Annotated in this window: 23 protein-coding genes; 11 read left to right on the forward strand and 12 right to left on the reverse strand. The window is 70.6% G+C overall.

What is annotated here, in order from left to right; genetic code table 11:
• Positions 1-40 precede the first annotated feature (40 nt).
• From VHA73_13095 to VHA73_13105, 3 genes are all read left to right on the forward strand, one after another.
• Positions 41-2,335, forward strand: a complete 2,295-nt coding sequence (locus VHA73_13095; protein ID HVX18960.1) for a thiamine pyrophosphate-dependent enzyme — start codon at positions 41-43, stop codon at positions 2,333-2,335.
• Positions 2,336-2,434: 99 nt separating this feature from the next.
• Positions 2,435-3,010, forward strand: a complete 576-nt coding sequence (locus VHA73_13100; GenBank protein ID HVX18961.1) for a hypothetical protein — start codon at positions 2,435-2,437, stop codon at positions 3,008-3,010.
• Between the two features lie 41 nt (positions 3,011-3,051).
• The gene (locus VHA73_13105) at positions 3,052-3,792 is read left to right on the forward strand and encodes a class I SAM-dependent methyltransferase (protein ID HVX18962.1); all 741 of its coding nucleotides are present in this window, start codon (positions 3,052-3,054) and stop codon (positions 3,790-3,792) included.
• Between the two features lie 47 nt (positions 3,793-3,839).
• On the opposite strand, the gene VHA73_13110 is transcribed toward VHA73_13105, so the two are convergent.
• The 6 genes from VHA73_13110 to VHA73_13135 form a co-directional block, all read right to left on the reverse strand.
• The gene (locus VHA73_13110) at positions 3,840-4,433 is read right to left on the reverse strand and encodes a hypothetical protein (GenBank protein HVX18963.1); all 594 of its coding nucleotides are present in this window, start codon (positions 4,431-4,433) and stop codon (positions 3,840-3,842) included.
• Complete coding sequence (gene purM, locus VHA73_13115) at positions 4,430-5,467, reverse strand: phosphoribosylformylglycinamidine cyclo-ligase (protein HVX18964.1); 1,038 nt, start codon at positions 5,465-5,467, stop codon at positions 4,430-4,432. The genes VHA73_13110 and purM overlap by 4 nt, the downstream gene beginning before the upstream one ends.
• A complete protein-coding gene (gene purF / locus VHA73_13120) occupies positions 5,460-7,055 on the reverse strand; it encodes an amidophosphoribosyltransferase (GenBank protein HVX18965.1) in 1,596 nt (531 codons plus the stop codon). The genes purM and purF overlap by 8 nt, the downstream gene beginning before the upstream one ends.
• Before the next feature lie 73 nt (positions 7,056-7,128).
• Positions 7,129-7,797: a hypothetical protein gene (locus VHA73_13125; GenBank protein HVX18966.1), complete on the reverse strand. Its 669-nt coding sequence runs from the start codon at positions 7,795-7,797 to the stop codon at positions 7,129-7,131.
• Between the two features lie 192 nt (positions 7,798-7,989).
• Positions 7,990-9,924 carry a DUF4012 domain-containing protein gene (locus VHA73_13130; protein HVX18967.1) on the reverse strand — a complete coding sequence of 645 codons (1,935 nt, stop codon included), beginning with the start codon at positions 9,922-9,924 and terminating at the stop codon, positions 7,990-7,992.
• On the reverse strand, positions 9,924-12,173 hold the full coding sequence (locus VHA73_13135) for a hypothetical protein (GenBank protein HVX18968.1): 2,250 nt from the start codon (positions 12,171-12,173) through the stop codon (positions 9,924-9,926). The genes VHA73_13130 and VHA73_13135 overlap by 1 nt, the downstream gene beginning before the upstream one ends.
• A 235-nt stretch (positions 12,174-12,408) precedes the next feature.
• Between VHA73_13135 and VHA73_13140 the strand changes: the two genes are divergently transcribed.
• From VHA73_13140 to VHA73_13170, 7 genes are read left to right on the forward strand one after another with little or no spacing between them, the layout of a single operon-like run.
• Positions 12,409-13,182 carry a hypothetical protein gene (locus tag VHA73_13140; protein HVX18969.1) on the forward strand — a complete coding sequence of 258 codons (774 nt, stop codon included), beginning with the start codon at positions 12,409-12,411 and terminating at the stop codon, positions 13,180-13,182.
• Positions 13,175-14,029, forward strand: a complete 855-nt coding sequence (locus VHA73_13145) for a CpsD/CapB family tyrosine-protein kinase (protein ID HVX18970.1) — start codon at positions 13,175-13,177, stop codon at positions 14,027-14,029. The genes VHA73_13140 and VHA73_13145 overlap by 8 nt, the downstream gene beginning before the upstream one ends.
• A gap of 2 nt (positions 14,030-14,031) precedes the next feature.
• The gene (locus tag VHA73_13150; protein HVX18971.1) at positions 14,032-15,036 is read left to right on the forward strand and encodes an NAD-dependent epimerase/dehydratase family protein; all 1,005 of its coding nucleotides are present in this window, start codon (positions 14,032-14,034) and stop codon (positions 15,034-15,036) included.
• Positions 15,029-15,967, forward strand: a complete 939-nt coding sequence (locus VHA73_13155; protein HVX18972.1) for an NAD(P)-dependent oxidoreductase — start codon at positions 15,029-15,031, stop codon at positions 15,965-15,967. Before VHA73_13150 ends, VHA73_13155 begins: the two co-directional genes overlap by 8 nt.
• Positions 15,964-16,419 (forward strand): dTDP-4-dehydrorhamnose 3,5-epimerase family protein, encoded by a 456-nt coding sequence (locus VHA73_13160; GenBank protein HVX18973.1) that lies wholly within the window; start codon positions 15,964-15,966, stop codon positions 16,417-16,419. Before VHA73_13155 ends, VHA73_13160 begins: the two co-directional genes overlap by 4 nt.
• Positions 16,420-16,454: 35 nt before the next feature.
• A complete protein-coding gene (locus VHA73_13165) occupies positions 16,455-17,261 on the forward strand; it encodes a class I SAM-dependent methyltransferase (protein ID HVX18974.1) in 807 nt (268 codons plus the stop codon).
• 56 nt (positions 17,262-17,317) lie between these two features.
• Entirely contained in the window at positions 17,318-18,283 is a 966-nt protein-coding gene (locus VHA73_13170; GenBank protein ID HVX18975.1) for a sulfotransferase, read from the forward strand.
• On the opposite strand, the gene VHA73_13175 is transcribed toward VHA73_13170, so the two are convergent.
• Genes VHA73_13175 through VHA73_13190 form a run of 4 tightly spaced genes read right to left on the reverse strand, consistent with a single transcriptional unit; the run spans position 18,262 to position 21,983 of the window.
• Entirely contained in the window at positions 18,262-19,251 is a 990-nt protein-coding gene (locus VHA73_13175; protein HVX18976.1) for a glycosyltransferase family 8 protein, read from the reverse strand. The genes VHA73_13170 and VHA73_13175 overlap by 22 nt on opposite strands.
• A gap of 40 nt (positions 19,252-19,291) precedes the next feature.
• Positions 19,292-20,341, reverse strand: coding sequence for a hypothetical protein (locus VHA73_13180; protein HVX18977.1), 1,050 nt, complete (start codon positions 20,339-20,341; stop codon positions 19,292-19,294).
• Positions 20,338-21,186: an FkbM family methyltransferase gene (locus VHA73_13185; GenBank protein ID HVX18978.1), complete on the reverse strand. Its 849-nt coding sequence runs from the start codon at positions 21,184-21,186 to the stop codon at positions 20,338-20,340. Before VHA73_13185 ends, VHA73_13180 begins: the two co-directional genes overlap by 4 nt.
• 5 nt (positions 21,187-21,191) lie before the next feature.
• Complete coding sequence (locus VHA73_13190; GenBank protein ID HVX18979.1) at positions 21,192-21,983, reverse strand: methyltransferase domain-containing protein; 792 nt, start codon at positions 21,981-21,983, stop codon at positions 21,192-21,194.
• Between the two features lie 98 nt (positions 21,984-22,081).
• On the opposite strand from VHA73_13190, the gene VHA73_13195 reads away from it, so the two are divergent.
• On the forward strand, positions 22,082-22,855 hold the full coding sequence (locus VHA73_13195) for a TylF/MycF/NovP-related O-methyltransferase (protein ID HVX18980.1): 774 nt from the start codon (positions 22,082-22,084) through the stop codon (positions 22,853-22,855).
• Between the two features lie 119 nt (positions 22,856-22,974).
• On the opposite strand, the gene VHA73_13200 is transcribed toward VHA73_13195, so the two are convergent.
• Positions 22,975-24,231: a polysaccharide ABC transporter ATP-binding protein gene (locus VHA73_13200; protein ID HVX18981.1), complete on the reverse strand. Its 1,257-nt coding sequence runs from the start codon at positions 24,229-24,231 to the stop codon at positions 22,975-22,977.
• Positions 24,228-25,100: an ABC transporter permease gene (locus tag VHA73_13205; GenBank protein HVX18982.1), complete on the reverse strand. Its 873-nt coding sequence runs from the start codon at positions 25,098-25,100 to the stop codon at positions 24,228-24,230. The genes VHA73_13200 and VHA73_13205 overlap by 4 nt, the downstream gene beginning before the upstream one ends.
• Positions 25,101-25,119 lie beyond the last annotated feature (19 nt).

Here is a 25,119-nt window from a genome sequence, read left to right on the forward strand (position 1 = left end):
ATCGGGCCGGGGAGGCCCGCCCACCACCTTGGGGGACACGATGGCCAGATCGACCAACCCGGCAAAGCGCACGACCAGCGCCACCCGCACGGCCCGCTCACGGACCTCGACCCGCAAGTCGTCGACCGCCGCCGAGTCCGACCCGACCGCGGCCACCTTGGCCGCCGCGAGCAACGGCGACGGCACCGCGGAATCGGCGGCACACCGCACGGCCCGCCGACCGCACCAGCCCGCGGGCGACGATCTGGCCCGCCTCCACCTCCACGATCGTCACAGCGACCTCGGGCTGACCGACGACGACCTGGTCGGCATGTACTGGTCGATCCTCCTGGCGCGGCGCCTCGACCAGAAGATCTGGGGTCTGAACCGGATGGGCAAGGCGCCGTTCGTGGTCAGCGCCCAGGGCCACGAGGGGGCACAGGTGGGCTGCGGGTGGGCGTTGCGCGGCGGCGAGGACTGGGTGCTGCCGTACTACCGCGACACCGCGCTCATGCTCAGCCTCGGCATGTCGGCCGAGGAGATCCTGCTCGGCGTGTTCGCCCGTGCCGCCGACCCCAGCTCCGGCGGGCGCCAGATGCCCAACCACTGGGGCCACGCCGAGCTCAACATCGTCACCGGCTCGTCGCCGATCGCCACGCAGCTCCCCCACGGCGCAGGCCTGGCCTACGCCACGAAGCTCGCCCGCGACGGCAAGGTGGTCGCCTGCTTCTTCGGTGAAGGCGCCACCTCGAAGGGCGACTTCCACGAGGCCCTCAACTTCGCCGGCATCCACGACCTGCCGATCGTGTTCGTGTGCGAGAACAACGGTTACGCGATCTCCGTGCCGATGACCAAGGAGTCCGCCGTCGACAACGTGGCCGATCGGGCGCACGCCTACGGGTTCGGCGGCGTGATCGTCGACGGCAACGACCCCGTCGACGTGTACCGCTCGATGCACATGGCGCTGCGGCGGGCCAGAGCCGGGGAGGGTCCGACCCTGCTCGAGTGCAAGACGTACCGCTACCTTGCCCACACTTCCGACGACGACGACCGCACGTACCGCTCACCCGAAGAGATCGAGGCTTGGAAGCGCAAGGACCCGCTGCGCCGCATGAAGCAGTACCTCATCGAGCAGCGACTGCTGTCGGAAGCCGAAGAGGACCGGCTCGAGGCCGAGGTCACGTCGCACATCGAGGCCGCGACGGCCGCCGCAGAAGCTGCCGAGCCGCCCTCGCCCGCCGACGCGTACCGCCGGGTGTTCGCCCGCCCCCTCCGCCGACTCGCGGGGGCGGCCGCCGACCTCGGCGACCATGTCGACCCGCTGCCGGCGGCGACCGAGCCCGAGCCCGACCCCGCCACCGACGGCCCCTGCACCGAGCGCAACATCGTCGACACCGTCCGCCAGACACTCGACGACCTGCTGACCAACGACCCCCGCACGCTGGTGCTCGGCGAGGACGTCGGACCCCGTGGCGGGGTGTTCCGCGCCACGGATGACCTCGCCGCCAAGCACGGCGGCGGCCGCGTGCTCGACACGCCGCTGGCGGAGTCGTCGATCATCGGGATCGGCATCGGGCTGGCCGTCGCCGGCCTGCGGCCCATCGTGGAGATCCAGTTCGCCGACTTCATCCATTCCGGTTACGACCAGATCGCCAGCGAAGCTGCCCGTATCCACTACCGATCCAACGGCGCCTTCGACGTGCCGCTCGTCATCCGCGCGCCCTGGGGCGGTGGCGTGCACGGCGCGCTCTACCATTCGCAGTCCATCGAGGCCACCTACGCGCACGTGCCGGGACTGAAGGTCGTCGCACCGTCCACCCCTGCCGACGTCGCCGGGCTGTTGCGCTCGGCCGTCGACGATCCTGACCCCGTGTTGTTCCTCGAGCACAAGAAGACGTATCGGCTCGTGAAGGGCCCCGTGCCCGATCGCATGGATTGGACGGTGCCGATCGGCCTCGCGTCGATCGCCCGGGCCGGCACCGACTGCACCGTGGTCACGTACGGACTCCACCGTCACTTCGCAGTCGAGGCCGCGGATCGGCTGGCGCCCGACGGCATGTCGGTGGAGGTCGTCGACCTGCGAACCATCGCGCCGCTCGACACCGACACGGTCGTGGCGTCGGTGTGCAAGACCGGCCGCTGCCTCGTGGTCCACGAAGACAACCGCAGCTTCGGGGTGGGCGCGGAGGTGGCCGCGCTGGTGGCCGACGAGTGCTTCTACGACCTCGACGCACCGGTCCGGCGCCTGGCCACGCCCGATGTGCCCGGGTTCCCGTTCGCGGCGCCCCTCGAAGCCGAGCTCACCATCGACGCCGCGCGCATCGAGGCGGCCCTCCGCGACTTGCTCTGCCACTGAGCGCGGCCCCTGCCAGCGAGCTCGGAGAGGCAGAACCGAGGGGGAGATTGGACGGGCCGGGGTGAATCTACCCAGACGGCCATCCCGGCCGCCGGAGCCATGCCTCGCCGTCACCGTCCCCGTCGCCGCCACGACCGGCGTGCTGCCGCAGCGTTCGCCGTGGCAGCCGTGGTGCTGCTCGCCGCCGGGCTGTGGCTGCTCACGGGGCGCGCCGCGTCGCACTCCACCGCCACGCCGGACACGCGCGAATCGGTCCGCTCGTTCGGCGGCATCCCCGGCGCCGACGTATCTCCTCTGTCGCAAGGCGACGACAGCCCGACCACGTTGCCGGGTGCGATCGGTGCCTTCTGCCAGCAGATCCACCAGCTGTATGTGCTGCGACCCCAGCTCAAGTACGCGTACAAGATCGGCAACTTCTTGCTGTACCAGTCGATCGTCGACGAGTTCGCGCTCCAGACCAGCTACTTGACACCGATCGCGCCTTCCGACGTCGCAGCCGACACGCAGGCGCTGGTCAAGAACGTCGACGACTTCAAGGAAGTCGTCGACCGCTCCACGAGCCTGGCGCCCATCACCGGCTACATGAACGCCAACTTCCCGTGGATCCTGAACGACGCCGTACCTTGGCTGACGTGGGTGGCGTCGTACTGTCCGCTCACGACGTTCCACCCGTGACCAGCCCGTCCCGCGACCCGCTCCGAGGAGCCCCAACCGACATGTCCCGAGACACCGACACCAGCCCGGCGCGCCAGGGCCCCCCTGACCTCGTGCGGGTGCTGCTGGAGGAGCGACCTTCGCTCCACGGCCAGGACGTGCAAGCTCCCGTGAACTGGCAGCTCGGCGATCAGCTGCTTCACTGGCTCGACGAGCACCTACCCGACGGCGCGCGGACGCTCGAGACCGGGTGCGGCTACTCGACGCTCGTGTTCGCGTCGCGAGCTGCCCACCACACCGTCGTGTCGCCGATCGGCGCCGAGCACGATCGGGTGCGGGCGTGGTGCGACGAGCACGGCCTCGACCACACTTCGGTGCGGTTCGTGTGCGAGCCGTCGCAGGCGTTCCTGCCGCGGGCCTGGGCCGCCTCGGAGCTCGGGGAGCTCGATCTGATCCTCATCGACGGCGACCACGCCTACCCCGCGGCCGGGATCGACTGGTACTACAGCGCGCCGGCGCTCAAAGTGGGCGGCCTGTTGATCGTCGACGACATCGCGATCCGTGCCTGCGGGCACCTCGCCGACTTCCTCGCCGCGGAGAAGGGTCTCTGGGAGAGCGTCGCGACCCTGAGCGACGCGACGGTGTTCCGGAAGGCGTCGCCGGCGGCCACCGAGTTCCGTCCCTGGGACTCCCAGCCCTGGAACCGGCGGCGCGTCACGGCGGCTGACGTCGTCCAGCGGGTCAAGTCCCGGACCAGGATCCGCAGCAGGATCCGCGCCCGGCGGTCAGCCCGGACGAGCTGAACGCGCCTGGCTCGTCGCGGTCGGCGCGGACCGGCACCGCCTCCGCGTCAGGCGACGTCGCGCTCGAAGGGGAAACCGAGGTCGGGTGCGCCGAGCAGCGGGCGGAACGCGATCCCCGCTTCCTTCGCCATCGCCTCGCACGTACCGCCCCGGTCGAGCACCGGCACCAACATGACGGGCACGGCGCCCGCCTCCCGCACCACTTCGGCGGCCTCGAGCATCGACACCCCGCGGGTGACGGCGTCCTCGGTGATGGCCACGCGGTCGCCCGGAGCGAGCGCACCGGCGATGCGGCCGCCGCCGCCGTGGTCTTTGACTTCCTTGCGGACGCTGAACGCCTTCAAGAAGCGGCCGCGGGTGGCAGCGATCCCGGCGGTGGCGAACGCGGCGGCGTCGGCGCCCATGGTGAGCCCGCCGAGCGCGGTGATCTCGGGCGGGAGGATCGACAGCAAGGCGTCGGCCACGAGCAGCATGCCGTCGGGACGGCACGTGGTCTGCTTGGCGTCGCAGAACCAGTTGGTGCGCTTCCCGGACTTCAGCACGAAGTCACCGACCTTCACCGAGTGCTCGAGCAGGTGGTCGCGCAAGCCCACGAACGGCACGTCGTCGGGTGGGGTCGACGGTTGGAGCGGAACGCTCATGAGGTGAACGTGACCTTGCCGGCGCCGGCGACGAGGCGGCCCACGGGCGTGGCGCCTCGGAGCCCGTGGCTGCGCAACACGTCGAGAGCGCGGTACTGGTCGTCTTCGGGCACCACCACGATCATCCCGATGCCGAGGTTGAAGACCTTGGCCAGCTCGTCGGGGTCGATGGCTCCCAGGCGTTGGATCTCGCCGAAGATGCGAGGCGGTTCCCACGTTCCCTGGTCGATGACCGCGTCGACACCCGCCGGCAGGATGCGAACCAGGTTGCCGGGGATGCCGCCGCCGGTGATGTGGGCCACGGCCCGCACGTCGACGACGCGCTGCAGCGCGAGGACCGCCGGCGCGTAGATGACCGACGGCTCGAGCAGCTCATCGGCCAACGTGTGATGGGCGCCCTCGAATGCCGGGTCGCGGAGCTCGCGGCCGGCCACGTCGAACAACACGCGGCGGGCCAGGGAATAGCCGTTGGAACGCAGGCCTGGCGAGGGCAGCCCGATCAGCACGTCGCCGGCCGCGGCACGCGACCCGGTGATGAGCTGGTCGCGCTCGGCGACCCCCACCGCGAAGCCCACGAGGTCGAACTCCCCCGCCTCCATGGCGCCGGGGTGTTCCGCCATCTCACCGCCGATCAGCGCGCAGCCCGCCTGCCGGCAACCTTCGGCCACGCCTTCGACGAGCTGCTCGATGTGATCGGGCTCGAGCTTGCCGACCGCGATGTAGTCGAGGAAGAACAACGGCTCGGCGCCCTGGCACACGAGGTCGTCGACGCACATGGCGACGAGGTCGACCCCGATCGTCTCGAAGCGCCCGGTGGCTTGGGCGATCAGGGCCTTGGTGCCGACACCGTCGGTCGACGACACGAGCACGGGCTGACGGAAGCGGTGCGACGGGAACGCGAACAGGCCACCGAAGCCGCCGATGTCGCCGATGACCTCTGGCCGGAACGTCGAGCGGACCTTGTCCTTGATGCGGTTGACGGCCTCCTCGCCGGCGTCGATGTCGACACCTGCACCGGCGTACGTCTCACCCACCGGCGCGACCCCGACGGCGGACGTCATCGGCTGGGAAGTGGGCCGCGTCCTCGCCGAGCAACGGCACCGCGACGGCGGACTCCCCTTCGACGGCGGCGGGGCCGTCGTCGGCTTCGAGCATCGCCTTGGTGAGCTCGACGGGCACCTCGACGGGGTAGTCGCCGGTGAAGCACGCCGTGCAGAACCCCGCGCCCGGCGCGCCAGTGGCTTCGGTGAGCCGATCGATGGACAAGTAGGCCAGCGAGTCGACGTCGAGGTACTGGGCGATCTCGTCGATGCTGAGGTTGGCCCCGAGCAGCTCCGAGCGGGTACCGGTGTCGATCCCGTAGAAGCACGGCCAGCGGACCGGCGGCGACGTGATCCGCAAGTGCACTTCGGCGGCTCCGGCTTCGCGCAGCATGGAGACGAGTTGGCGCTGGGTGGTGCCGCGCACGATCGAGTCGTCGACCACGACCAGTCGCTTCCCCGCGATGTTCTCGCGGAGCGGGTTGAGCTTCATCCGCACGCCACGCGCCCGCATGGCTTGGCTCGGCGCGATGAACGTGCGACCGATGTAGCGGTTCTTCACCAGCCCTTGGCCGTACGGGATGCCGCTGGCGCGGGCGAAGCCCTCGGCCGCGGGCAGGCCCGACTCGGGAACGCCCATCACCATGTCGGCTTCGGCGGGCGCCTGCGCGGCGAGCTCCTCGCCCATCTGGACCCGCGCTCGGTGCACGCTGCGGCCGTAGAGCTGGGCGTCGGGCCGGGCGAAGTACACGAACTCGAACAAGCAGAGCTTGGGGTCGAGCCGCTTGGCGGGGAACACCGCGGTCGACCGCACGCCCTCTGCGGAGTCGATGACGACCATCTCGCCGGGATCGAGCTCGCGGACGAACTTGGCGCCGACGATGTCGAACGCCGGCGACTCCGACGCCAACACCCAACCGTCGTCGAGGCGGCCGAGGGCCAAGGGGCGGAACCCGTTGGGGTCACGGACCCCGATCAGCCGATCGGCGTCCATCAACACAAACGAGAACGCACCACGCAGGCGGGGCAGCACGTCGACGAGCGCGGTCTCCAGCGCGCGGTCGGCCGGCACCGACGGATCCTGGCTGGCGATCGCCCGTGCCAGCAGCTCGGCCACGAGCGCGCTGTCGGACGTGGCGACACCCGGCAGCATCCCGAGCTCGTCGGCCAGCTCGGCGGTGTTCACCAGGTTGCCGTTGTGGCCCAGCGCGATGCCGGTGTCGCGGATGTCGCGGTACACGGGTTGGGCGTTGAGCCACGAGCTGGCGCCGGTGGTGGAGTAGCGCGTGTGGCCGATCGCCAAGTGCCCGGTGAGCGGTGCGAGCGTGCGCTCGCTGAACACGTTGGACACGAGCCCCATGTCCTTCACCACAGTGAGCGCCTCGCCGTCGCTCACCGCCATGCCGGCCGACTCCTGGCCCCGGTGCTGCAACGCGTACAGCCCGGCGTACGTGAGCTGGGCGACGGCCTGGCCGGGTGCGTAGACACCGAAGACGCCGCATGCTTCCTTCAGCGTGTCGTCGCTCAACGCGAGATCACCGGGCGTGTGGTCGGCTGACGTGTCGTCGGCGTCGGCTGGCACCTCGCCATGATCGCATGTCGGGCGCGCAAATCAACCATCACGCGACGTACCAGGTGCGGGAGGGGTGGGAGGTTCAGCGACGTGCAGGGCGCCGGCTGCGGCGGTACAGCACGTAGCCGGCGAAGAGCAGCGCCAGCGCGACGACCACCCACAGCAAGATCGTGGCGCCGGTGTGGGCCAGCGAGCCGCTCGAGCTCGACGGGCTGCTGGCCGCGCTGAGCGCACCGATGACCTCGAACGGCCCGAGGTTCTTGCTGAACGACTGGCCCGAGATCAGCCCGTTGTACGTGCGCAGCGCGATGGCCGGCACGTCGAAGGTGATGTGGGTCATCCCCGTGGTCTGCGCGGCGTGGTCGGGCACCGCAGCCCTGCCGAACGCGACGGCCGGGGCCGCCGCGGCGCCGTTGACCCCGTTGGGGGCGTCACCGGCGAGCAGCTGGCCGAGCGCCACTTGGATGTGGTCGAAGAACACCCGCACCGTGACACCGGGCGCCACGCCCGTGCACACGACCGAGACGCGGGTGCCGACGGGACCGCGGGTGATCGTGAAGTGGCACTGGATCTGGCTCGCCGGCGGCGTCGAGGTGGTGGTGCAGCCGTACGTGGGGTCACAGGTCTGCGCCGCGCTGCCAGCCGAAGTCGACCGGGCGCCGCTCGCGCCCGCCGGCAGTGCCAGCGCGAGCAGGCACGCCAAGGCAACGGTGACGAACAGCCCAACCTTGCGCTTCATCGCGGTGGTCATGGTGCAGGCTCCCGGGCGGTTGGGGGTTCCTGACGGGCGTCGGACCCAACACCTGAATCGTACAGAACGCGGAGTGTAGTGGCGAGTCACGGTGTTTGTCCGTGTTGTTCACTATATGTGGTTATGAGCACGCAGAACGTGTCGGTGAGGCTGACGGCCATCTGCCACCTCGCAGGGCGGCGGGCCTGACGATCAGCCGATGCGACTGCTCGCGGTCTTCGGACCGCTTGCGGGGATCGGGGCCCGCCCGCCTTGCAGCAACCACGACCCGGTGAGGGTCACGGACGCGTCGATCGGCTTGGTTCCGCTGGCCGTCAGGTTCACGCGCGCGGTCGTCGGCCGCACGCGCGCTTGGGGCACCAACAGCCACCCGATCGGGCTGGCGCTCGGCAACAGCGCGAGGTGGATCGTGAACGTGTCGGTGGTGGAAGCGCGCGTGTTCACCTCAAAGCTCACGACCTCACGCCCGCCCTCGGTGTACACCGCCGCCGGCGTACCGGTGGGCCCGTCGACCCCTTGCAGTTCGGTCCCGGTCGGCACGTACAGCGACGCGACGCCGTGGTACAGGCCGCGCTGCAGCGGCGCTTCGAACGGACCGAAGACGTACTGCAGGGTTCCGTTGGTCGGCGCGGTGTTGTGCAGGGAGACCTGCACGTCGACGAAGCGGCGCGTGTCGCCTTTGGGGGCAGCGACCGAACGCACGTCGAGCGCGGTGTCCATGTAGTAGTCGAGCTTGTTGCCGCTCATGTTCTGAAGCGTCAGCGACAAGTAGTCGGAGTCCGGTGCCGGCATCGCACCGTCGGCGTCGAAGAAGCGGAGCTGGGTCGATGCCACCGACTGGGTGGACCACATCAGGAGGTGGCGACCCCCGACCGCGTCGGACAACGAGCTCGCGAGCTGCCGCATGCTCGGGTAGTCGCCGTTCAACAGCCGGTCGAAGCAGGCACGAGCGACGTCGCCGAGCACGTTCTCGCGCTGGTCGCGGTCCTGGAACAAGAAGTACGCCTGGTTGACCGTGAAGTCGACCAGGTTGTCCGCGCTGACGCGGCCCACGCCGGGAACGTCGACGGGCCCGATGGCCTGCAGGATCGCGGCCAGCCCCGCCGGATCGATCTGGATGACCCCATCGACGGGCTTGCCGGTGGCGGTGGTGTACAGCTGCCCGAGCACGGGCGCCACCGTCGGGAAGTCCGCGCCGAGCGTGGCTTGGCGGAAGTTGGTGTCGTACGCGTAGCCGTCCCAGCGGCGCCGGAAGTCGTCGGGCAGCTGGTCACCGACGTGGGTCGTGACGGCCGGCAAGGTGCCGACGTTGCCGAACGGCCCGAGCGTGAAGCGGCCGTTCGCGGCGTCGAGCTCGCCGTACGACAGGATCATGCCGCCGGCGCCGCGCTCCTCGGCCGTGTTGGCGACGGCGATCAGGTAGCGGCGGGCCCCGTTCGCACCGGCCATGTCGTCGAGCAGCGCCATGCCGCGCGAGAGGATCTCGAGCTGGCGACGCCGCGCCACCGCCTCGTCGTGGACGCTGCGCTGGAGGTCGGCCACCGGGCCGATCAGCCCCGAGCTGCTCGGCTGCTGCGACGACCCCGGGAGCACCGAGGCGAGCTGCGCGGTGGCACGCTGCGCCGCGACCACGGTGCGCAAGGGGATGCCCCCTTTGTCGAGCGACACCTCGAGCTTGCCGTTCGGACCTTGGAGCGGCCGGGACACATCGAGGATCTGCGCGCCGCCGCTGACCATCGTGTAGGCCAAACCGACACTCGACCGCAGCGCGTGGATGTTCTGGTGGACGACCGGCAGCCAGTCGATGAGGTCGAACTCGATCCCCCCGTACACCCGGCTGTTCGCTCGCGAGATGATCCGCTGCGCCTGCGACAAGTTCGAGCGGGCGGCGGCGAGTTGCCCGTCGCTGACCTGCTGCTCCACGGTCTGCAAGATGTTGCGTGCGTGACGCAGATCGCTCGCCACGCTGCGGAGCTTCCACAGCGCCACGAGTCCCGCCACCACGAGGACCACGAACGCCACCAGCACGACGAAGACGAGCGCCTCCAGGCCAGGCCGGTCGCGCAGCCATCGGAAACGAGGTCGTCGCCGGCTCGATGAACGGGCCGCCGCCGAACGGACGGCCATCAGTCGGACGCGTCGGGCTCGAGCAGATCGCGGAGCCGCTTGGTGACGGCATCGGCCAGCCGATCAAGCTGCTCGTCGTCGAGGGCAACGGGCGAGGGGCGGGCCTTCAGGTTCAGCCGCCGGCGCAAAGCAGCGATCTCGGTGCGGAGCGCTTCGAGGGCTTCGGCGTCGGCCGTGCCGCCCGGCGCGGCCTTGCCTGCGCTCTTGCCAGCCCTCCCGGCGGCTGGCGCCGGCTGGCGCATGCCCTCGAGGCTCTCGCGCAGTTCGGCGAGGTCACGTCGAACCGCGGTCAGGCCCTTGTTCGACCCAGACGCCTCGATCAGGTTCCGCAGCTCGCTGAGCTCGGCGGCGACCTCGGCGGGGTCCACGTCCGAAGCCGAGTCGGCCCGCCATGACGCCAAGTCCGCGTCGAGCGCCGCGGCCGCGCGTCGCAGCTCGCCGACTTCGTTGCGCAGCGCCGCCAAGTCGGCCTGCACCGGCTCGAGGTCGACGGCAGCCAAACCTGCGGACGCAGCCGCCGGCGACGCCAGATCTTCGTCGTCTTCGATCGGGACGAGCTCGATCACCTCGCGCAGCTCCAACAAGCCGTCCGCTGCTTCGCTGAGGTGCAACTGACGCTCGTGCACCTCCTCGAGCAGCGCGCGCAGCTCGGTGACGTCGGGAGGCGAGACCGCGGGTGAAGGCCGCGCGTCGGTCTGGTCGGCAACCGAGTGCCGGAGCGCGGCGAGCTCCTCTTGGATGTCCGCGAGTTGGGCCGACAGCTGCTCGGGATCGAGCGACAGCGAGGCCAGACCACCGAGGTCGTCATGCAGCCGAGCCAACTGCCGGACGACTTCGGGTTGCGCCGCGGGCGGTGGAACCGACGCGAGCGACGCGCCTTCGAGCGACCCCGCCGGCGCGGCCTCGGCGAGCGACTTGCGGATCCGGGCGCTCTCGGCGCGGCCCGCACTTATCTCGGCTCCCAGCGCAGTGTCGAGCTCGTCGATCCGATCCAGCATGCGATCGCCGAACAAGTCGAGACCTTCGACGACCTGGCGCGACAGCTTGTCCGTGGCGATGGCGAGCTCGCGGCCGGAGTCGAGCTGGCTCGTCAGGCGTCTCGACATGTCGGCGATGACGGTCTCGAGCTCGCCGATCCGCACGCTCAACGAGTGCAGGGCGTCGTCGCCGTCAGCGGCCGCCCGCACGAGCTCGGCCAAGGAACGATCGGTGTTGCGGACGCGCTCCTCCGCTTCGTCGGCCTGGTTGCGGACGAGCCGGCTGACCGTGTCGGTGTGGTCCTCGAGCCGGTCGGTGAAGGCCGAACGGAGACCCGACGAGCTGGCGGCCAGCGCGTCGACCCGGGAGGAGAGCGTGCGAATGGCCGCCGACATGGCGTCGGCGTCGACCGGCCCCCGCGGGCCGACCGACGAGGCGGGCAGCGAACCGGGTCCGACCAAGTCGAGCGAGGTGCTGACCGGCGGCCAGGGCTCCTCCGCGGCAGGCCGAGCGCCGCCGGGCGTGGCCGCGGCCTCGTCGCGCGGGGCACGGTCGGAGCCCGCAGCGCGCGCCGAGCCGCCGGACGGAGCGGCAACCGGCGGCGGCTCCTCACGGGTCGCGTGCCCGCTGGAGGTCGCTTGGCCGACGGGCGTGACCAGGGCGGAGGGGTCCGGGGGCGGGAGCGCAGCCGATGATCCTTCGCGAGAAGCCTCGGACCCGGTCGTCGAGGTGGCAGCCGGGGTGCGGGCCGCCGGCGCATCGGCTGGCGACGCCGCCGCGGCGGCCCCCGGCGCGGCGGCTGCAACCGAGCCCGATCCCGGCGCGTCGGGCTCGGTGTCGGGGCTCCCCATCGGCACGTCGGCCCCTGGCCAACTCAGCCGCACACCGAAGTCAGAAGCCCCCGAGCTCGGCGCCGCCGCCGGCGGGGACGGCGGTGCCCCGCTGCCGGTCGCACGCGGTTCGTCGGCGGCGCCGGCGGGCGGCGTGCCGGCCGACTCGCGCGCAGACTCGTCCGCGGCAGATGCGACAGGAACGCCGGCGGTCGGCTCCTGGGCGCCGTGGTCGGGGGGTTCGCCCGGGGAGCTCGAGCTGGCCGGCGCGGCGCGCGGATCCGGCTCGTCGGTCGAGGTCGGCGAGTCGCGGCGGTCGGCCGCGGCGTCGGGGTCCGTCGCTCCCGCTCGCTCGCCGCGGTCGCGCGGCGCTACGTCGGGCTCGGCATCGTCCGCCAGACCGTCGCCTGCATCGTGATGGTTCGAATCGTCAACGGCCATGGTCGATCAGTTCTCCCCCGCTGCTGCACACCCCTGGCCCAGCCCACGGTTCGACGAGGCTACCGCCGCCCCTGGACCCCCCGCCGCCACCTGCCGCGGAGGCGCCGCCGGGGCGACGTGCGCTTCGCCGAGTGCAGGAGAGATGCCTCGCCGTGACGAACCGCTTCGCGAACGCCTAGATTGCGCCTTCGGTCCGGTGGCCCCTCTGGACGACCGCGCGCCCGCAAACCCCAACATGGAACTCCGTCGCTACCTGTCCATAGCTCGCCACCGGCTGCCCTTGATCATCGTGATCGTCCTGGCAGCCCTGCTCGGCGCGTACCTGATCACGCCACGCCAGTCGCGCTATTCGGCCACCACCACGATCTACGTCGGCCCAAAGACGCTGTCGCTCAACCAGACCGGTGCGGCGGCACAGGCCGGCTCTGCGACCACGGGTTACGACCGCTTCATCAACACGTTCGTGCAGATGATCCAGACGCTCGACATCGCGGACTCGGCACAGGCCAGGGCCGACGTGCCACGCACACCGAAGGAAGTCCTGAGCGAGGTCTCCGCCCAGCAGATCTTCGCCACGAACCTCATGCAGATCACCGTCACCGATCGTGACCCGACGGTGGCCAAGCAGCTCAGCCAGGCGGTGTCGGACGCCTTCATCGCCAAGGCGAACACGCTGTCGCAGGGCAACGACGCAGAGGCGTACGTGACCGTCCTGCAACCGCCGGTGCTGCCGACCACCCCGCTCGACAACGGCATCATCCGCAACATGCTCATCGGGCTCGCGCTGGGCGTCGTCGTGGCCGGCATCGTGGTGGCGTTGCTCGAATACGTCGACATCACCATCCGGGTGCCCGACGACGTGGAGCGGCGCCTCGGCCTCCCCGTGTTGGGGGTCATCCCCGCGCTGGGCGACCGCCTCCCGACGAGTCGCACGACCCGGGTCCAGCCGGCACGGGCTTCTCGCCGCCACGAGCCCACCAGCGCGCCGCGGGCGGCGTCCCATGGCTAAGCGCCGCGCGCCAGCCACCAGGCGTCGCCGCCGGGGCGGCGATCCCGACCAAGCCACTCGCACCGTCACGCGCGACGAAGCGTTCCGCGTGCTGCGCTCGAACCTGCAGGTGGCGATCGACGACTTGTCCAACCCGGTCGTGCTGATCACGTCCGCGCAGGGCAGCGAGGGCAAGACGTCGCTCAGCGTGAACTTGGCCGAGTCGCTCGCCATGGCGGGCTCACGGGTGGTGCTGGTCGACGCCGACTTCCGGAACCCCGACTCCCATCGATTGCTGGGCGCGCACAACGAGGTCGGCATGTCCGACGTGCTGCTCGAGCGCTCGACCCTCGAAGACGCGCTGCAGTACGTGGAGCTCCCCAGCCGCCGCACCGACACGCCCCCCGCCGGCCTCTACTTCTTGTCGACCGGGCAGGATGTCCACGACCCGGCTGAGCTGTTGGGGTCGCGACGCACGGGCAAGTTGCTCGAGGCACTCTCCAAGCAGGCCGACATCGTGCTGCTCGACACCCCTCCTGTCCTGCCGGTGGCGGACACGCTGGTGATCGGCCGTTTGGCAGCCGGCGCGGTCTTGGTGATCGAGGCCAGGCGCACGCCGATCCCTGCCGTGATCCGCGCCAAGGACGCGCTCACCCGGAACCAGACCCGGGTCCTCGGTGTGGCGTTGAACCGGTTGCAGGACCGCGACGCCGGCGAGAGCACCGGCTATGGCTACGGCTACGGCTACGGCTACGGATCGGGGGCCAGCGCCGGCGAGCGGCCACGGCCCGGCGAGCGGCGGCGCGGTGCCGACGACAACGGCCTGCCGCACCCCGAGTTGGTGGTCGACGGCCAAGCCGAGGAGTGACGATGGCGGGCTTCACCCCCGACCAGGGGTTCTGGCGCCACCGCCCGGTGGCGGTGACCGGCGCGACGGGCTTCCTGGGCAGCCACCTCGTGGCAAAGCTCGTGGAGCTCGGGGCCGACGTCGTGATCTTGCAGCGCGACCTCGTGCCCAGCCACCCGATCATCGACGGGTGGCGCGCACAGGTACACGTCGTCGAAGGCGCGGTCGAGGACCAGGCCAGGTGTGAACGGCTGCTGGGCGAGTACGAAGCGCGCACCGTCTTCCACCTCGCGGCGCAGACGCAGGTGGGCGTCACGAACCTGAACCCGATCTCGACGTTCGAGGCCAACATCACCGGCACGTGGGCGCTGCTCGAGGCGGCCCGACGCTCGCCTCGCGTCGAGCAGGTGGTGACCGCATCGAGCGACAAGGCGTACGGCGCGCAGCCGGTCCTCCCGTATGAGGAGACCATGCCGCTGACCCCCGTGCACCCTTACGACGTGTCGAAGGCCTGCGGCGACTTGATCGCGGCGAGCTACCACGCCACGTGGGAGGTCCCGGTGGCCGTCACCCGCTGCGGCAACTTCTTCGGCCCCGGCGACACGAACTGGGAACGCCTCGTGCCCGGCACGATCCGCTCCGTGCTCGAAGGTCGACGACCGATCGTGCGGTCCGACGGGACGTTGCTGCGCGACTACCTCTACGTCACCGACGGCGTGCTCGCGTATCTGTGCCTCGCCGAAGCGATGGCGGCCGACCCCGGGCTCGCCGGGGAGGCGTTCAACTTCTCCAACGAGCAGCCGCTCGACGTGCTGGGGCTGATCGCGCTCATCCAGGACGTGGCCGGCACCGATCTGGAGCCCGACATCCAGAGCACCGCGCGCCACGAGATCCAAGCGCAACACCTCTCGGCGGCGAAGGCCCGCAAACAGCTCGGTTGGGCGCCCACTTACACCATGCGCGAGGCGATCGAGGAGACGGTCGCGTGGTCGCGCGAAGTCCTCGCCGCCGGGGGCGCGAATGGCTGACCGACCCGTCGTGGCCGTGACCGGCGCGTCGGGCTACGTCGGCGGGCGACTGGTCGAGGCGCTCCGCGCCGCCGGCTGCCCGGTGCGGCCGCTGGTGCGCCACACGCACGCGTGGCTCGGCGCCGACCAAGTCGAGGTCGACCTTCTCGCCGCGGGGGCGTCCAGCCGGCTGGAAGGCACGTTCGATGGCGTCGACGCCGTGGTCCACTTGGCCGGGCCCAACGAGACGGCCGGCAGCGAAGAGATCCTGACCGCCACGATCGTCGGGACTGACCGGGTCGCCCGGGCTGCGCAGGCCGCTGGTGTCCAACGGCTCGTGTACCTGTCGACGATGCACGTGTACGGCGCCGCGATCCGCGACGGCGCCGTGCTCACCGAGGCGACGGTGCCCGAGCCTCGGCACCCGTACGGCGTGGCGCGGCTCGCCAGCGAGCACCTGGCTGCGAGCGGGCCCGACCCCGTGATCCTCCGCCTCACGAACTCGGTGGGTGCGCCGGCCGAGCCTTCGGTCGATCGTTGGTCGCTGGTCGCCAACGATCTCGCGAGGCAGGCGGTCACCACCGGCACGGTCCGGCTGGCCACGTCGGGCCGGCAACGCCGCGACTTCTGCGCGCTGGCCGACGTGTGCAGCTGGCTGACCGCGGCCGCGACCTCACGCGACCGCGTCGCCGCTGGCACGTACAACGTCGGGTCCGGCCACACCATCGAGGTGCTCGAGCTGGCCGGCCTGGTGGCCGACGCCGTCGCGCACGAGACAGGCCGCCGTCCGGAAGTGGTGGTGGGCCCCGACGGGCCGCAGGCCGTCGACTACCGGGTCGACGTCGGTCGGGCTGCCGGGGTCGGGCTCGGGCCCACCACCCCGCTCGGCGACGCCGTCGCCGAGACCGTGGCCGCCTGCCGCGACTGGTTCGCGAGAAAGGTGCACCAATGACCGACATCGACGGCGTGACCGTCCGGCCGCTGCGGCGCATCCCCGACGAGCGGGGCGCCATCTTCCACATGTTGCGGGTCGACGCACCTCATTTCGAGCAGTTCGGCGAGATCTACTTCTCGATGGTGCAGCCCGGTGCGATCAAGGCATGGCACCTCCATCGGGAGATGACGCTCAACTACGCGGTGCCGGTGGGGATGATCAAGCTGGTGTGCCACGATGCACGGCCGGGGTCGCCGACCGCGGGCAACACCCTCGAGCTGTTCGTGGGTGAGCTCGACTACCAGCTCGTGACGATCCCCCCGGGGGTGTGGAACGGTTTCAAGGGGATCGGCACCACGTCGGCGCTGGTGGCGAACTGTTCGACCATCCCCCACGACCCCGACGAGATCGAGCGGATGGATCCGTTCACTGACCAGATCGCCTATGACTGGGCGCTGCAGCACGGCTGAGCAGGGCGAGCAGCGGGCACTTGCAGGGAGACGACATGACCGAAGGAACCAACACGCTGGCCGACAAGATCGCGTCGGTGCCCTGGTACCACACGATCGACCTCGGCGGAGGCGTCAGCACGCCAGGTGAGTACGACCACCGGGAGATCGTCGACCGTGTGCCGATGCCGGCCCGCCTCGACGGTCTCCGCTGCCTCGACGTCGGAACCCACGACGGGTTCTGGGCCTTCGAGATGGAGAAGCGGGGGGCGGCCGAGGTGGTGGCCATCGACCTCGAGGACTGGCGCGAGCTCGACTGGCCCGCACCGCGCCCCGAGATCGATGACGGCACCCAGGAGTGGATGATCAAGCGGCAGCAGGCGTTCGGCATCGCCAAAGAGGCGCTGGGGTCCAACGTCGAGCGCAAGAACGTGTCGGTCTACGACCTGACCCCCGAGAAGGTGGGCGAGTTCGACCTGGCGTTCATCGGCACGCTGTTGCACCACCTGCGCGATCCAATCGGTGCGCTGATGGCGATCCGGCGGGTCACCAAGGGCACGTTGGTGGTGGCCGGCGTGATCTCGGTCTCGGAGACCGTGCTGCACCCGCGCAAGCCGCACGCCGAGCTGTACACGATCGACGGCCCGTTCTGGGCGCTGCCCAACTTGGCGGGCCTGAAGCGCCAGATCCGGGCCGGCGGCTGGGAGATCGAAGAGGTCGGCAAGCTGTTCTTCCACCCGTTCGGGTCCAACGTCCCCAAACCGAAGCTGGAGCTGTCGCGCGACAAGCTCACGTCGGTCCCGCGGCAGCTGCTGTACCGCAAGGGCATCCCCCACGTGGGCATCCGGGCCTCTGCCCGGTGAGAGGCCGGTGACCACTCCGTGACCACGTGGCGGTCCGGGGTGCCGGCGGGGCAGGCGTGAAGCACCGCGACGGTCGGCCGATCGTGGTGACCGGCGCGCCGCGCAGCGGCTCGACCTTTGTCGGCAACGTGCTCGCCTCGGCGCCAGGCGTCGGTTACGTCCACGAGCCGTTCAACAACGAGTTCGGTCTCGTCGGGGTCGAGCGGAACTTCCCGTACGTGTGGGCCGGCGCGCCGCACGAAGCCACCTACCGGCGCCTCGTCGACGACCTGCTCGCCGGCAAGGCGCGCTTTCGCACGCCACCCGACTACGTGCCACGCCCCGGGCTACCGGCCCGCGAGCGCCTCCGCGACGCCGTGGCCCGCCCGCTCGTCCGCAGCCGTGCCAACTTCATGTACACCCGCACGAAGCTCGACCCGCGGGCTCGCCGGTATCTCCTCAAGGATCCGTTCGCCTGCTTCTCGCTCGAGTGGCTGCACCGCTCGGTCGGCACCGACGCAGTGGTCCTGTTGCGCCACCCGGCGGCATACGTCGACTCGATGTTGCGCATGGGCTGGGCGCCGAGCCTCGACGACCTGCGCGGGCAGCCGGAGCTGCTGGCGCGGTTCCCGACGATCGGCGAGCTGGTGGCCGACCGGCCGGGTGGCCCGCTCACGGTCGTCGAGTCGCACGCGGTGTGGTGGGTGGCCATTTACTCGGTGCTGCTCGCGTTCGCCGACGCCAACCCCGCCATGGTGGTGGTGCGCCACGAGGACCTGGCGCTCGAACCGGTCGACCGGTTCGCGGCGCTGTTCTCGCAGCTCGACTTGGAGCTCACGGACCGGGTCCGGCGAGGGATCGCCGAGCGGACGGGCGTGGAGCGGGTGGTCAGCGGTTCCGAGCAGCGCGTGCACGTGCTGCGCCGCGACAGCGCGTCGGCCGTGCGTCGCTGGCGCGAACGGCTCGATGACGTGGACGTGGCCTGCATCGCGGCCATCACCGGGGTAACGGCCGCCGAGCACTACCCCCTCGCCGAGTGGTGAGGGTCGACCCGACGGACACGACCCCTCGCGGCGGCGGCACGCGCCCGGACCCGGGACGCCAGGCCGCGCTGGCGGTACCACCAGCGGTACACCGGTAGCTGGCGGTCCTGCGGGAGGCGCCGGATCAGCCGGGTGGCCGGCGTCCGGTCCTCCAACACGGCTTCGCCGGCCCACGGGGTGCGGGCCAGCGCGTCGCGGAACTCTCGCCAGTGCGGTGAGGTGGTCAGGTAGTGCCACGGCTTGCACGTCGACGGGCCTTCGAAGTGCCGGATGCCCGGACGGTCGCGGGCTTCGGCGAGCTCGCCGGCCGGTACGACGTTCGCGGCCAGCTCGGCGAGCGTGTAGTAGCTGTTCTGGGCGTTCCAGCGGGCAGCCAGCGGCCGCCAGGCGCCGGCGAAGCCGAGGTTCAAGACGTCCTGGTCGGGCCACCAGAGCTGCTCGCGGCGCTCGGCGCCGATGGAGAGGAGCCGTTCGACGCTGCCGATGGCGCGCATGGCCGCGAGGTCCATGAGGAGCACACCGCTGTTGAACACGGCGCCGGGCTCGAGGCCGAGCGCTCGGACGTGTGCGTCCATCTCGGCCTCCACCACGTTGCGCACCGCCCCGATCGGGGCACTGGCGAGGTCGGTCGCCCACAACGGCTCCAGGCTGTCGCACACCAGCGTGTCGGCGTCGAGGTACAGGACCCGGTCGGTTTCGGGCAACAAGCGCGGGAGCAGCAGGCGCATCGAGACGATCGGGCGGAAGATCCGCGAACCGGGCAGCCCGTCGACCACGGAGCTGTCGAGCGCGACGACGTCGAGGGCCGCGCCGTGCCCGTCGAGCCAGCGCGCCAGCCGGTCGGTGTCGGCGGCCGGGACACCGCCGTCGTGCAGGAAGTGGAAACGCAGCCGTCCCGGGTCGTGGTGGTCGAGCGCCGAGCGCATGACGGCCGCGGCGTACGGGAGGTAGCCGCGATCCACGCCCATGGCGACCTCTATGGGCGGCGCCGTCGGGTGCGGCACGGGCTCAGCGGGCCCGGGTGAACAAGCAGAACCGGTCGGGGACCTCGAGCAGCTCGCGCACCGCCCGGTCCTCGTACATCGGCCGATCGACCGTGAGGCGGTACCCGTGCCGCTCGATCACGCCCAAGTAGTCGAGGCGGGTCTTGTCGGGCTCGGTCGACAAGAAACCCTCGGGCTCGTTGGGCACGAGGAAGAACGTGGGCACGTCGAGCCGTTCGAGCTGCTGCATCCACCACTCGATGGCCACCAGCGGGCACTCCGAGAAACTGTGGATGTTGAACGCGAGGTCATAGCCGCCGGCGGGCAGGTCGGGCACGTTGGGCAGCTCGACCACGTCGACCCGGTCCAGCTCGCGAAAGCGCGTGTAGTACTCGCACAAGAACGTGGACTCGGGGATCGCGTCGAGGCACGTGTAGCGCGCGAGGCCAGGAACGGCCTGGCTGACCCGGTACGCCATCCGGCCGTAGCCCGCGCCGATGTCGAGCACCCGCAGGCCGTCGCTGCTCAAGATGCCGAGCTCCTTTTCGAGGAACAGCAGCTCGTTGACCGAGTCGAGCAAGTCGCGGCCCACCACCGGACGGTCGGGGTACTCGAACGTGAACGCACCGAACGCGCCGTCCTCGCCGAGCCGCTCGATGAGGTGGTGCTCGTCGAGCGCCGCTTCGTAACCGAGCAGCACGAAGTACTTCAGCTCGGTGATCCGCTCGGACTCGCGGTAGTGCCAGATGTAGGGGTTGTCACCCCGGAAGTACGCCAGGTTCAGCCAGGCGACGCTCAGCACTTCGCCCCAGCGGGAGCGCACGGACACGGGCCAGTCGAGCGCGTCGTAGCGCTCGTGCAACTCCCGGAGCCGGGGGTTGTCGCGCTGCAGGTACCCGGCGGCGCCGTCGGGCAGAAAGCCGCGGTGGTCGTGGTGGGTGGTGTCGTACGTGTCGTGATCGGGCGGTGGCGGGTCAAGGCGCACCACGCCGTAGCCGAGCTTCCCGAGCGCACGGCGGGCGACTCCGCCGATCACCTTGCGCGGCAACGGCTGCTGGCTCGAGGTGGGGCTCACGGCACTTCGACCCGGTGGTCGCCGCCGATCTCCCGCCACACTTTGCGGACCCGCTTGCTGGCGCCGCCGACCGGGGCCACCCGCAGGCACAGGGCGTCCATGACGTCGGTGTACACCTCGTACCCGTGCGCGCGAAGGTGTCGCCAGCTCGCCGTCTTGTCGTCGTCGCTCAAGTGGTAGTGCTCGAACATCAACAGCGTGGGCCGGTAGCGGTCGAGGTCGATCAGCTTGATGACCTCCCAGTCGAACCCCTCGGTGTCGATCTGGATGACGTCGACGGTGGCGAGGGCGTGCTCGGCGCACAGCGAGTCGAACGTGCGGCACGGCACGTCCATCGACGCGATGCGCTCGTCGATGTCAGGGATGAACTCCACGTGCTTGCGCAGCACGTCCTCCCGGAACGAGGCCAAGGCGTCGTACCACTGGGGCAGGCCGTCGTCGTCGGACTCAGGCAGGTAGTAGAGGGTGCGGCTGCCGTCTTCGTCTGCCACGGCGGCGTTGACCAGCGTGATGCGGTCGTGGCCGCCGTAGTTGCGCCGCAACCGATCGAACACGTAGGGCACCGGCTCGATCATCAGGCCGTGCCAGCTCGTGGTCTGGATCTCGTGACGCAGCGGGTCGCGCTGCTCGCCGTCGTTGGCGCCCACTTGCACGAAGGCCGCGTCGCGACAGCCTCGCCCGAACTCGTAGATCACTTGGCTGAACGGGTGGTCGATGGCAGGCCGCTCCTGGGGGAGCACGCGCCGCACCCGGCGCAGGCCGCGGTGCAGCCGGCCGTCGGTGGGGATGCGGCGGCGGACCTGGCCGGCGACCCGGTTCACGCCGGCGGCCACCCGTTGCTCCATCGCGGTCACGAGACGCCTCCTGCGAGATCAGGGCCGGCGCCGGCTGGCTCACCAACGGCCCGGCGTGCCAGCACGCCGAGCACCAGCGCGTTCTCGCGCCGCGACTGGTCGGAGTAGCGCCGGTCCGACCAGGCGATGGCCTTCTGGAACGCCAGCAGGTACGGCCGCCACAGCTTGCGCGGCAAGTGCTGGCAAGTGGCGTCCTGGAACAGCTGCAAGGCAGTGGGCGCCAAGCCGAGCAGCCCTTCGAGGCGCTCCACTTCGAAGCCCTGCTCCTCGACGATCTTGGTGAGCCCGTCGCACGTCCAGCGCCAGTAGTCCTCGGGGTCGCGGTGGAAGTACATGAGCCCGTGCGTGGTGAGGATCAGCGCACCGCCCGGCCGCAACACGCGGCGAGCCTCGGCCAGGTAGCGCCCTGGCGACGGCACGTGCTCGAGGACCTGCGTCGACAGCACCACGTCGACCGAGGCGTCGGGCGCCTCGATGCGGCCGGTGGCGTCGATCGCCCAGTCCGCGTCGGGATTGCCCTCGAGGTCGGCGCCGATCAACTCGACACCGGCGGGCACGAGATCGGCGTACGGCTTGGTGGCGCAGCCGAAGTCGAGCACCCGTCCGCCAGGCGCCACACCGGCTTGTGCGAGGAACGAGCCGATCTGGTCGCGGAGCCGCGCGCTGACGTAGCTGTACTGCGACCAGGCATCGCGAGCATGCACTTCGGGACGGGCCGCGTTGAACTTCTGCCCGGCGACGATCGGCGCGCTGGGGGGACCGGTGGCCGGCGCCGGAGAATCAATCACCGCCGACTCCCTAGGCTCAGGCCACCGAGACGGCGGGCGGGCAGCGAACCACGCCGCGACGAAGCACACGACCAACCACACGACGAGGAGAAGACGGGGTGCGATTGCCACGAGCGGTCACGAGAGGCCGGCTGGCTCGCCCACGGCACCCGGCGACCCAGCACGACCCCACGGCGTTCGAGCGCACGATCGACGACTGGGCGACGGAGATCATCGAGTCGGCCCGGCCGTACACGATGACCAGCACCGAACGGCTGGTGGCGGTGATCGACGCCGTGTCGTACGTGGTGGCCCGCGGGGTGGGCGGGGCGCTGGTGGAGTGCGGGGTGTGGCGCGGCGGCTCGATCCTCACGATGATCCGCACGCTGCAGCACTTCGGCGCGGACGACCGTGACGTCTACCTGTTCGACACGTTCGACGGCATGACCGCACCCACCGACGAGGACACGTCGTCGTTCGACGGGTCGGCGCGCACCGAGTGGGAGGCCGCCACCGAGGCCGGCGAGCAGCCCTGGCAGGGGTTCTTCCGCGCCGAGGTGTTCAACCTCGACGACCTGCGCGCCATGCTGGCGGCCACGGGCTACCCCGAAGCACGGCTGCACTTCGTGCAAGGGCCGGTCGAGGAGACGCTGCCGGCGCAAGCGCCGGCCGAGGTGGCGCTGCTGCGGCTCGACACCGACTGGTACGAGTCGACCCGCCACGAGATGGAGCACTTGTACCCGCGCCTGGTCGACAACGGCGTCCTGATCGTCGACGACTACGGCCACTGGGACGGCTGCCGCCAGGCGGTCGACGAGTACTTCGCGGCCCACGGCGGCCACTTGTTGCTGCACCGCAGCGACTACACGGGGCGCATGGCGATCAAGCACTGAGGGGGCGAGCCGACCGGCGAGCCGACCCGTCAACACGCCGCAGGTTCGCCGGGCACGGCCTGGCCAACCGGACGGTGACCCACGATCGGGGCGACCTGGCACGCTCATGTCCGAGTGCCTCACATCCCGCTCTCGGGGAGGTGTGAGCCCCCGTCGAGGCGGTGGTTGCCATCGGAGTCGATCACTTTGCCGTCGACCGCGAACTCGCCGTCGAGCTTGGCGATCCCGTACGACCACGTGCCCGGGTCGACGAAGAACTGCGCCACGGCGGTGTCGCTGCAGTGGGTCTGGCTCCGGTCGCCGGACGTGACCGCGAAGCCCATGCGGTACAGGCCACCCTCGAGCTGCGCGGTGAACCCGAACTCCAAGTCGGACTCCTCACCTGCGCGGAACGTGCGGTGCGACGCGGCCACCGGCGTCTCGGCCGCGTACACGAGCGTGCCGGCTTCATCGTGGATCGTGAAGTAGTAGCCCGGGTCGACGAGCTCGTGCTCGTAATGGAGGCGCAGCCGGAAGCGCAGCGGCATGCCGGGGGTGACGGTGGTGAGCCGGCCGTTGGGCCCGGTGAGCTCGCGCTCCACGATCGTGACCCCACCGACCACCGACGCCTCGCCGGGCCGTGCCGTGCCTTGTTGCTCGCGGGCTTCCTTCTCGAGGATCTCGTGGTGCAGCGCGATGGCCTCATCGGGGTCGCCGTCGTGCACGACCCGCCCGTGCGCCACCACCATCACGCGGGGGCACAGCACCCGGATGGCCTGCACGTTGTGGCTGACGACCACCAGCGTGGTGCCGGCCTCGCGGATCTCCTTCATCTTGTCGAAGCACTTCATCTGGAAGGAGATGTCGCCGACGGCGAGCACTTCGTCGACCAGGAGGATCTGCGGGTCGGTGTGGACGGCGACCGAGAACCCGAGCCGCATGTACATGCCCGACGAGTAGAACTTCACCGGCGTGTCGATGAAGCCGGCCAACTCGGCGAAGCCGACGATCTCGTCGAACCGCTCGTCGATCTCCTCTTTGCTGAGGCCGAGGAGCATGCCGTTCACATAGACGTTCTCGCGGCCGGACATCTCGGCGTAGAACCCCACGCCGACGCTGATGAGCGGCGCCACCCGGCCGCGGATCGTGACCGTGCCCTCGGTGGGGCTGGTGACCCCGGCCATCATCCGCAACATGGTCGACTTGCCGGCGCCGTTGCGGCCGAGGATGCCGAGCACCGAGCCGGTGGGCACTTCGAGGTCGACCCCCCGCAGCGCCCAGAGCTGCTCGCGCTTCTCGCGCCGCATCGTGACGAGCGTCTTGAGCAGCAACGGCTGCTGTTCGATGCGGTCGTAACGCTTGCCGACGCCGCTGAAGGAGATGGCTGAGTCGGTCACAGGAGATCCACGAACACGCGGTCGCGGCGGCGGTAGACCTCGATCGCCGCCACGAGCAGCACCACCGTGGTGGCCACGCTGACGATCAAGGCCTTGGTGAAGTCGGGCTCGTGCACGCCGATGGCGTTGTGGAACAACCCGAGGATGCCGGTCATCGGGTTGTAGGGCAGGTACTTCGCCAGGCCGCCGAGCGCCTTGGCCGGATACGCCAGCGGGGTGACGTAGAACCACAGCAGCAGCACGGCCTGCACGATGAAGCGCACGTCACGGAAGTACACGTGCAGCGCGGCGAGCACCATGGCGAGCGACCACACGAACAGCAACAGCAGCGCGATGCCGGGGATGAGGGAGAACGTGAACCAGCCGAAATGGCCCCCGAGCGGCACGTTCATGGCGAGCAGCGCCGTGACGGTGACGAACAGCCCAGGGCTGTTCGACAGCACCGGCGAGGTCGGCAGGATCGCCCGGGAGAACCACACCTTGTCGGTGAGGCTGGAGCCGTCGACGATGGCGGTCGACCCGGCGTTGAGGGCGGCGCTGAAGTAGCTCCAGGCGGCGATCCCCGACAACACGTACGCCGCGAATCCTTGGTTGCCCCGGATCGAGATCAGCCGCGAGAACACGATGGCGATCAGGGCGGCCTGGATCAGCGGGATGCCAACGGCCCACAACATGCCGAACGCGGCGCGCTTGTAGCGGGCCTGGAAGTCGGCCTTGGCCAGCTTCAGCGTGATCGGCCGGTACGCGAGGAAGTCGCGGAACCACGCCACCCGGCCCATGGGCACGGACGTGAGGACCAGGTCGGGTGGGGCGCTGGCCGGCGCGGTGGTGACCGGCTCGGCGAGCGGGGCGGTGGTGGCGGCGTTCACGGCAGGTCAGGGCTCATCT

The sequence above is a fragment of the Acidimicrobiales bacterium genome, assembly GCA_035547835.1.
Taxonomy (GTDB): Bacteria; Actinomycetota; Acidimicrobiia; order Acidimicrobiales; family Iamiaceae; genus DASZTW01.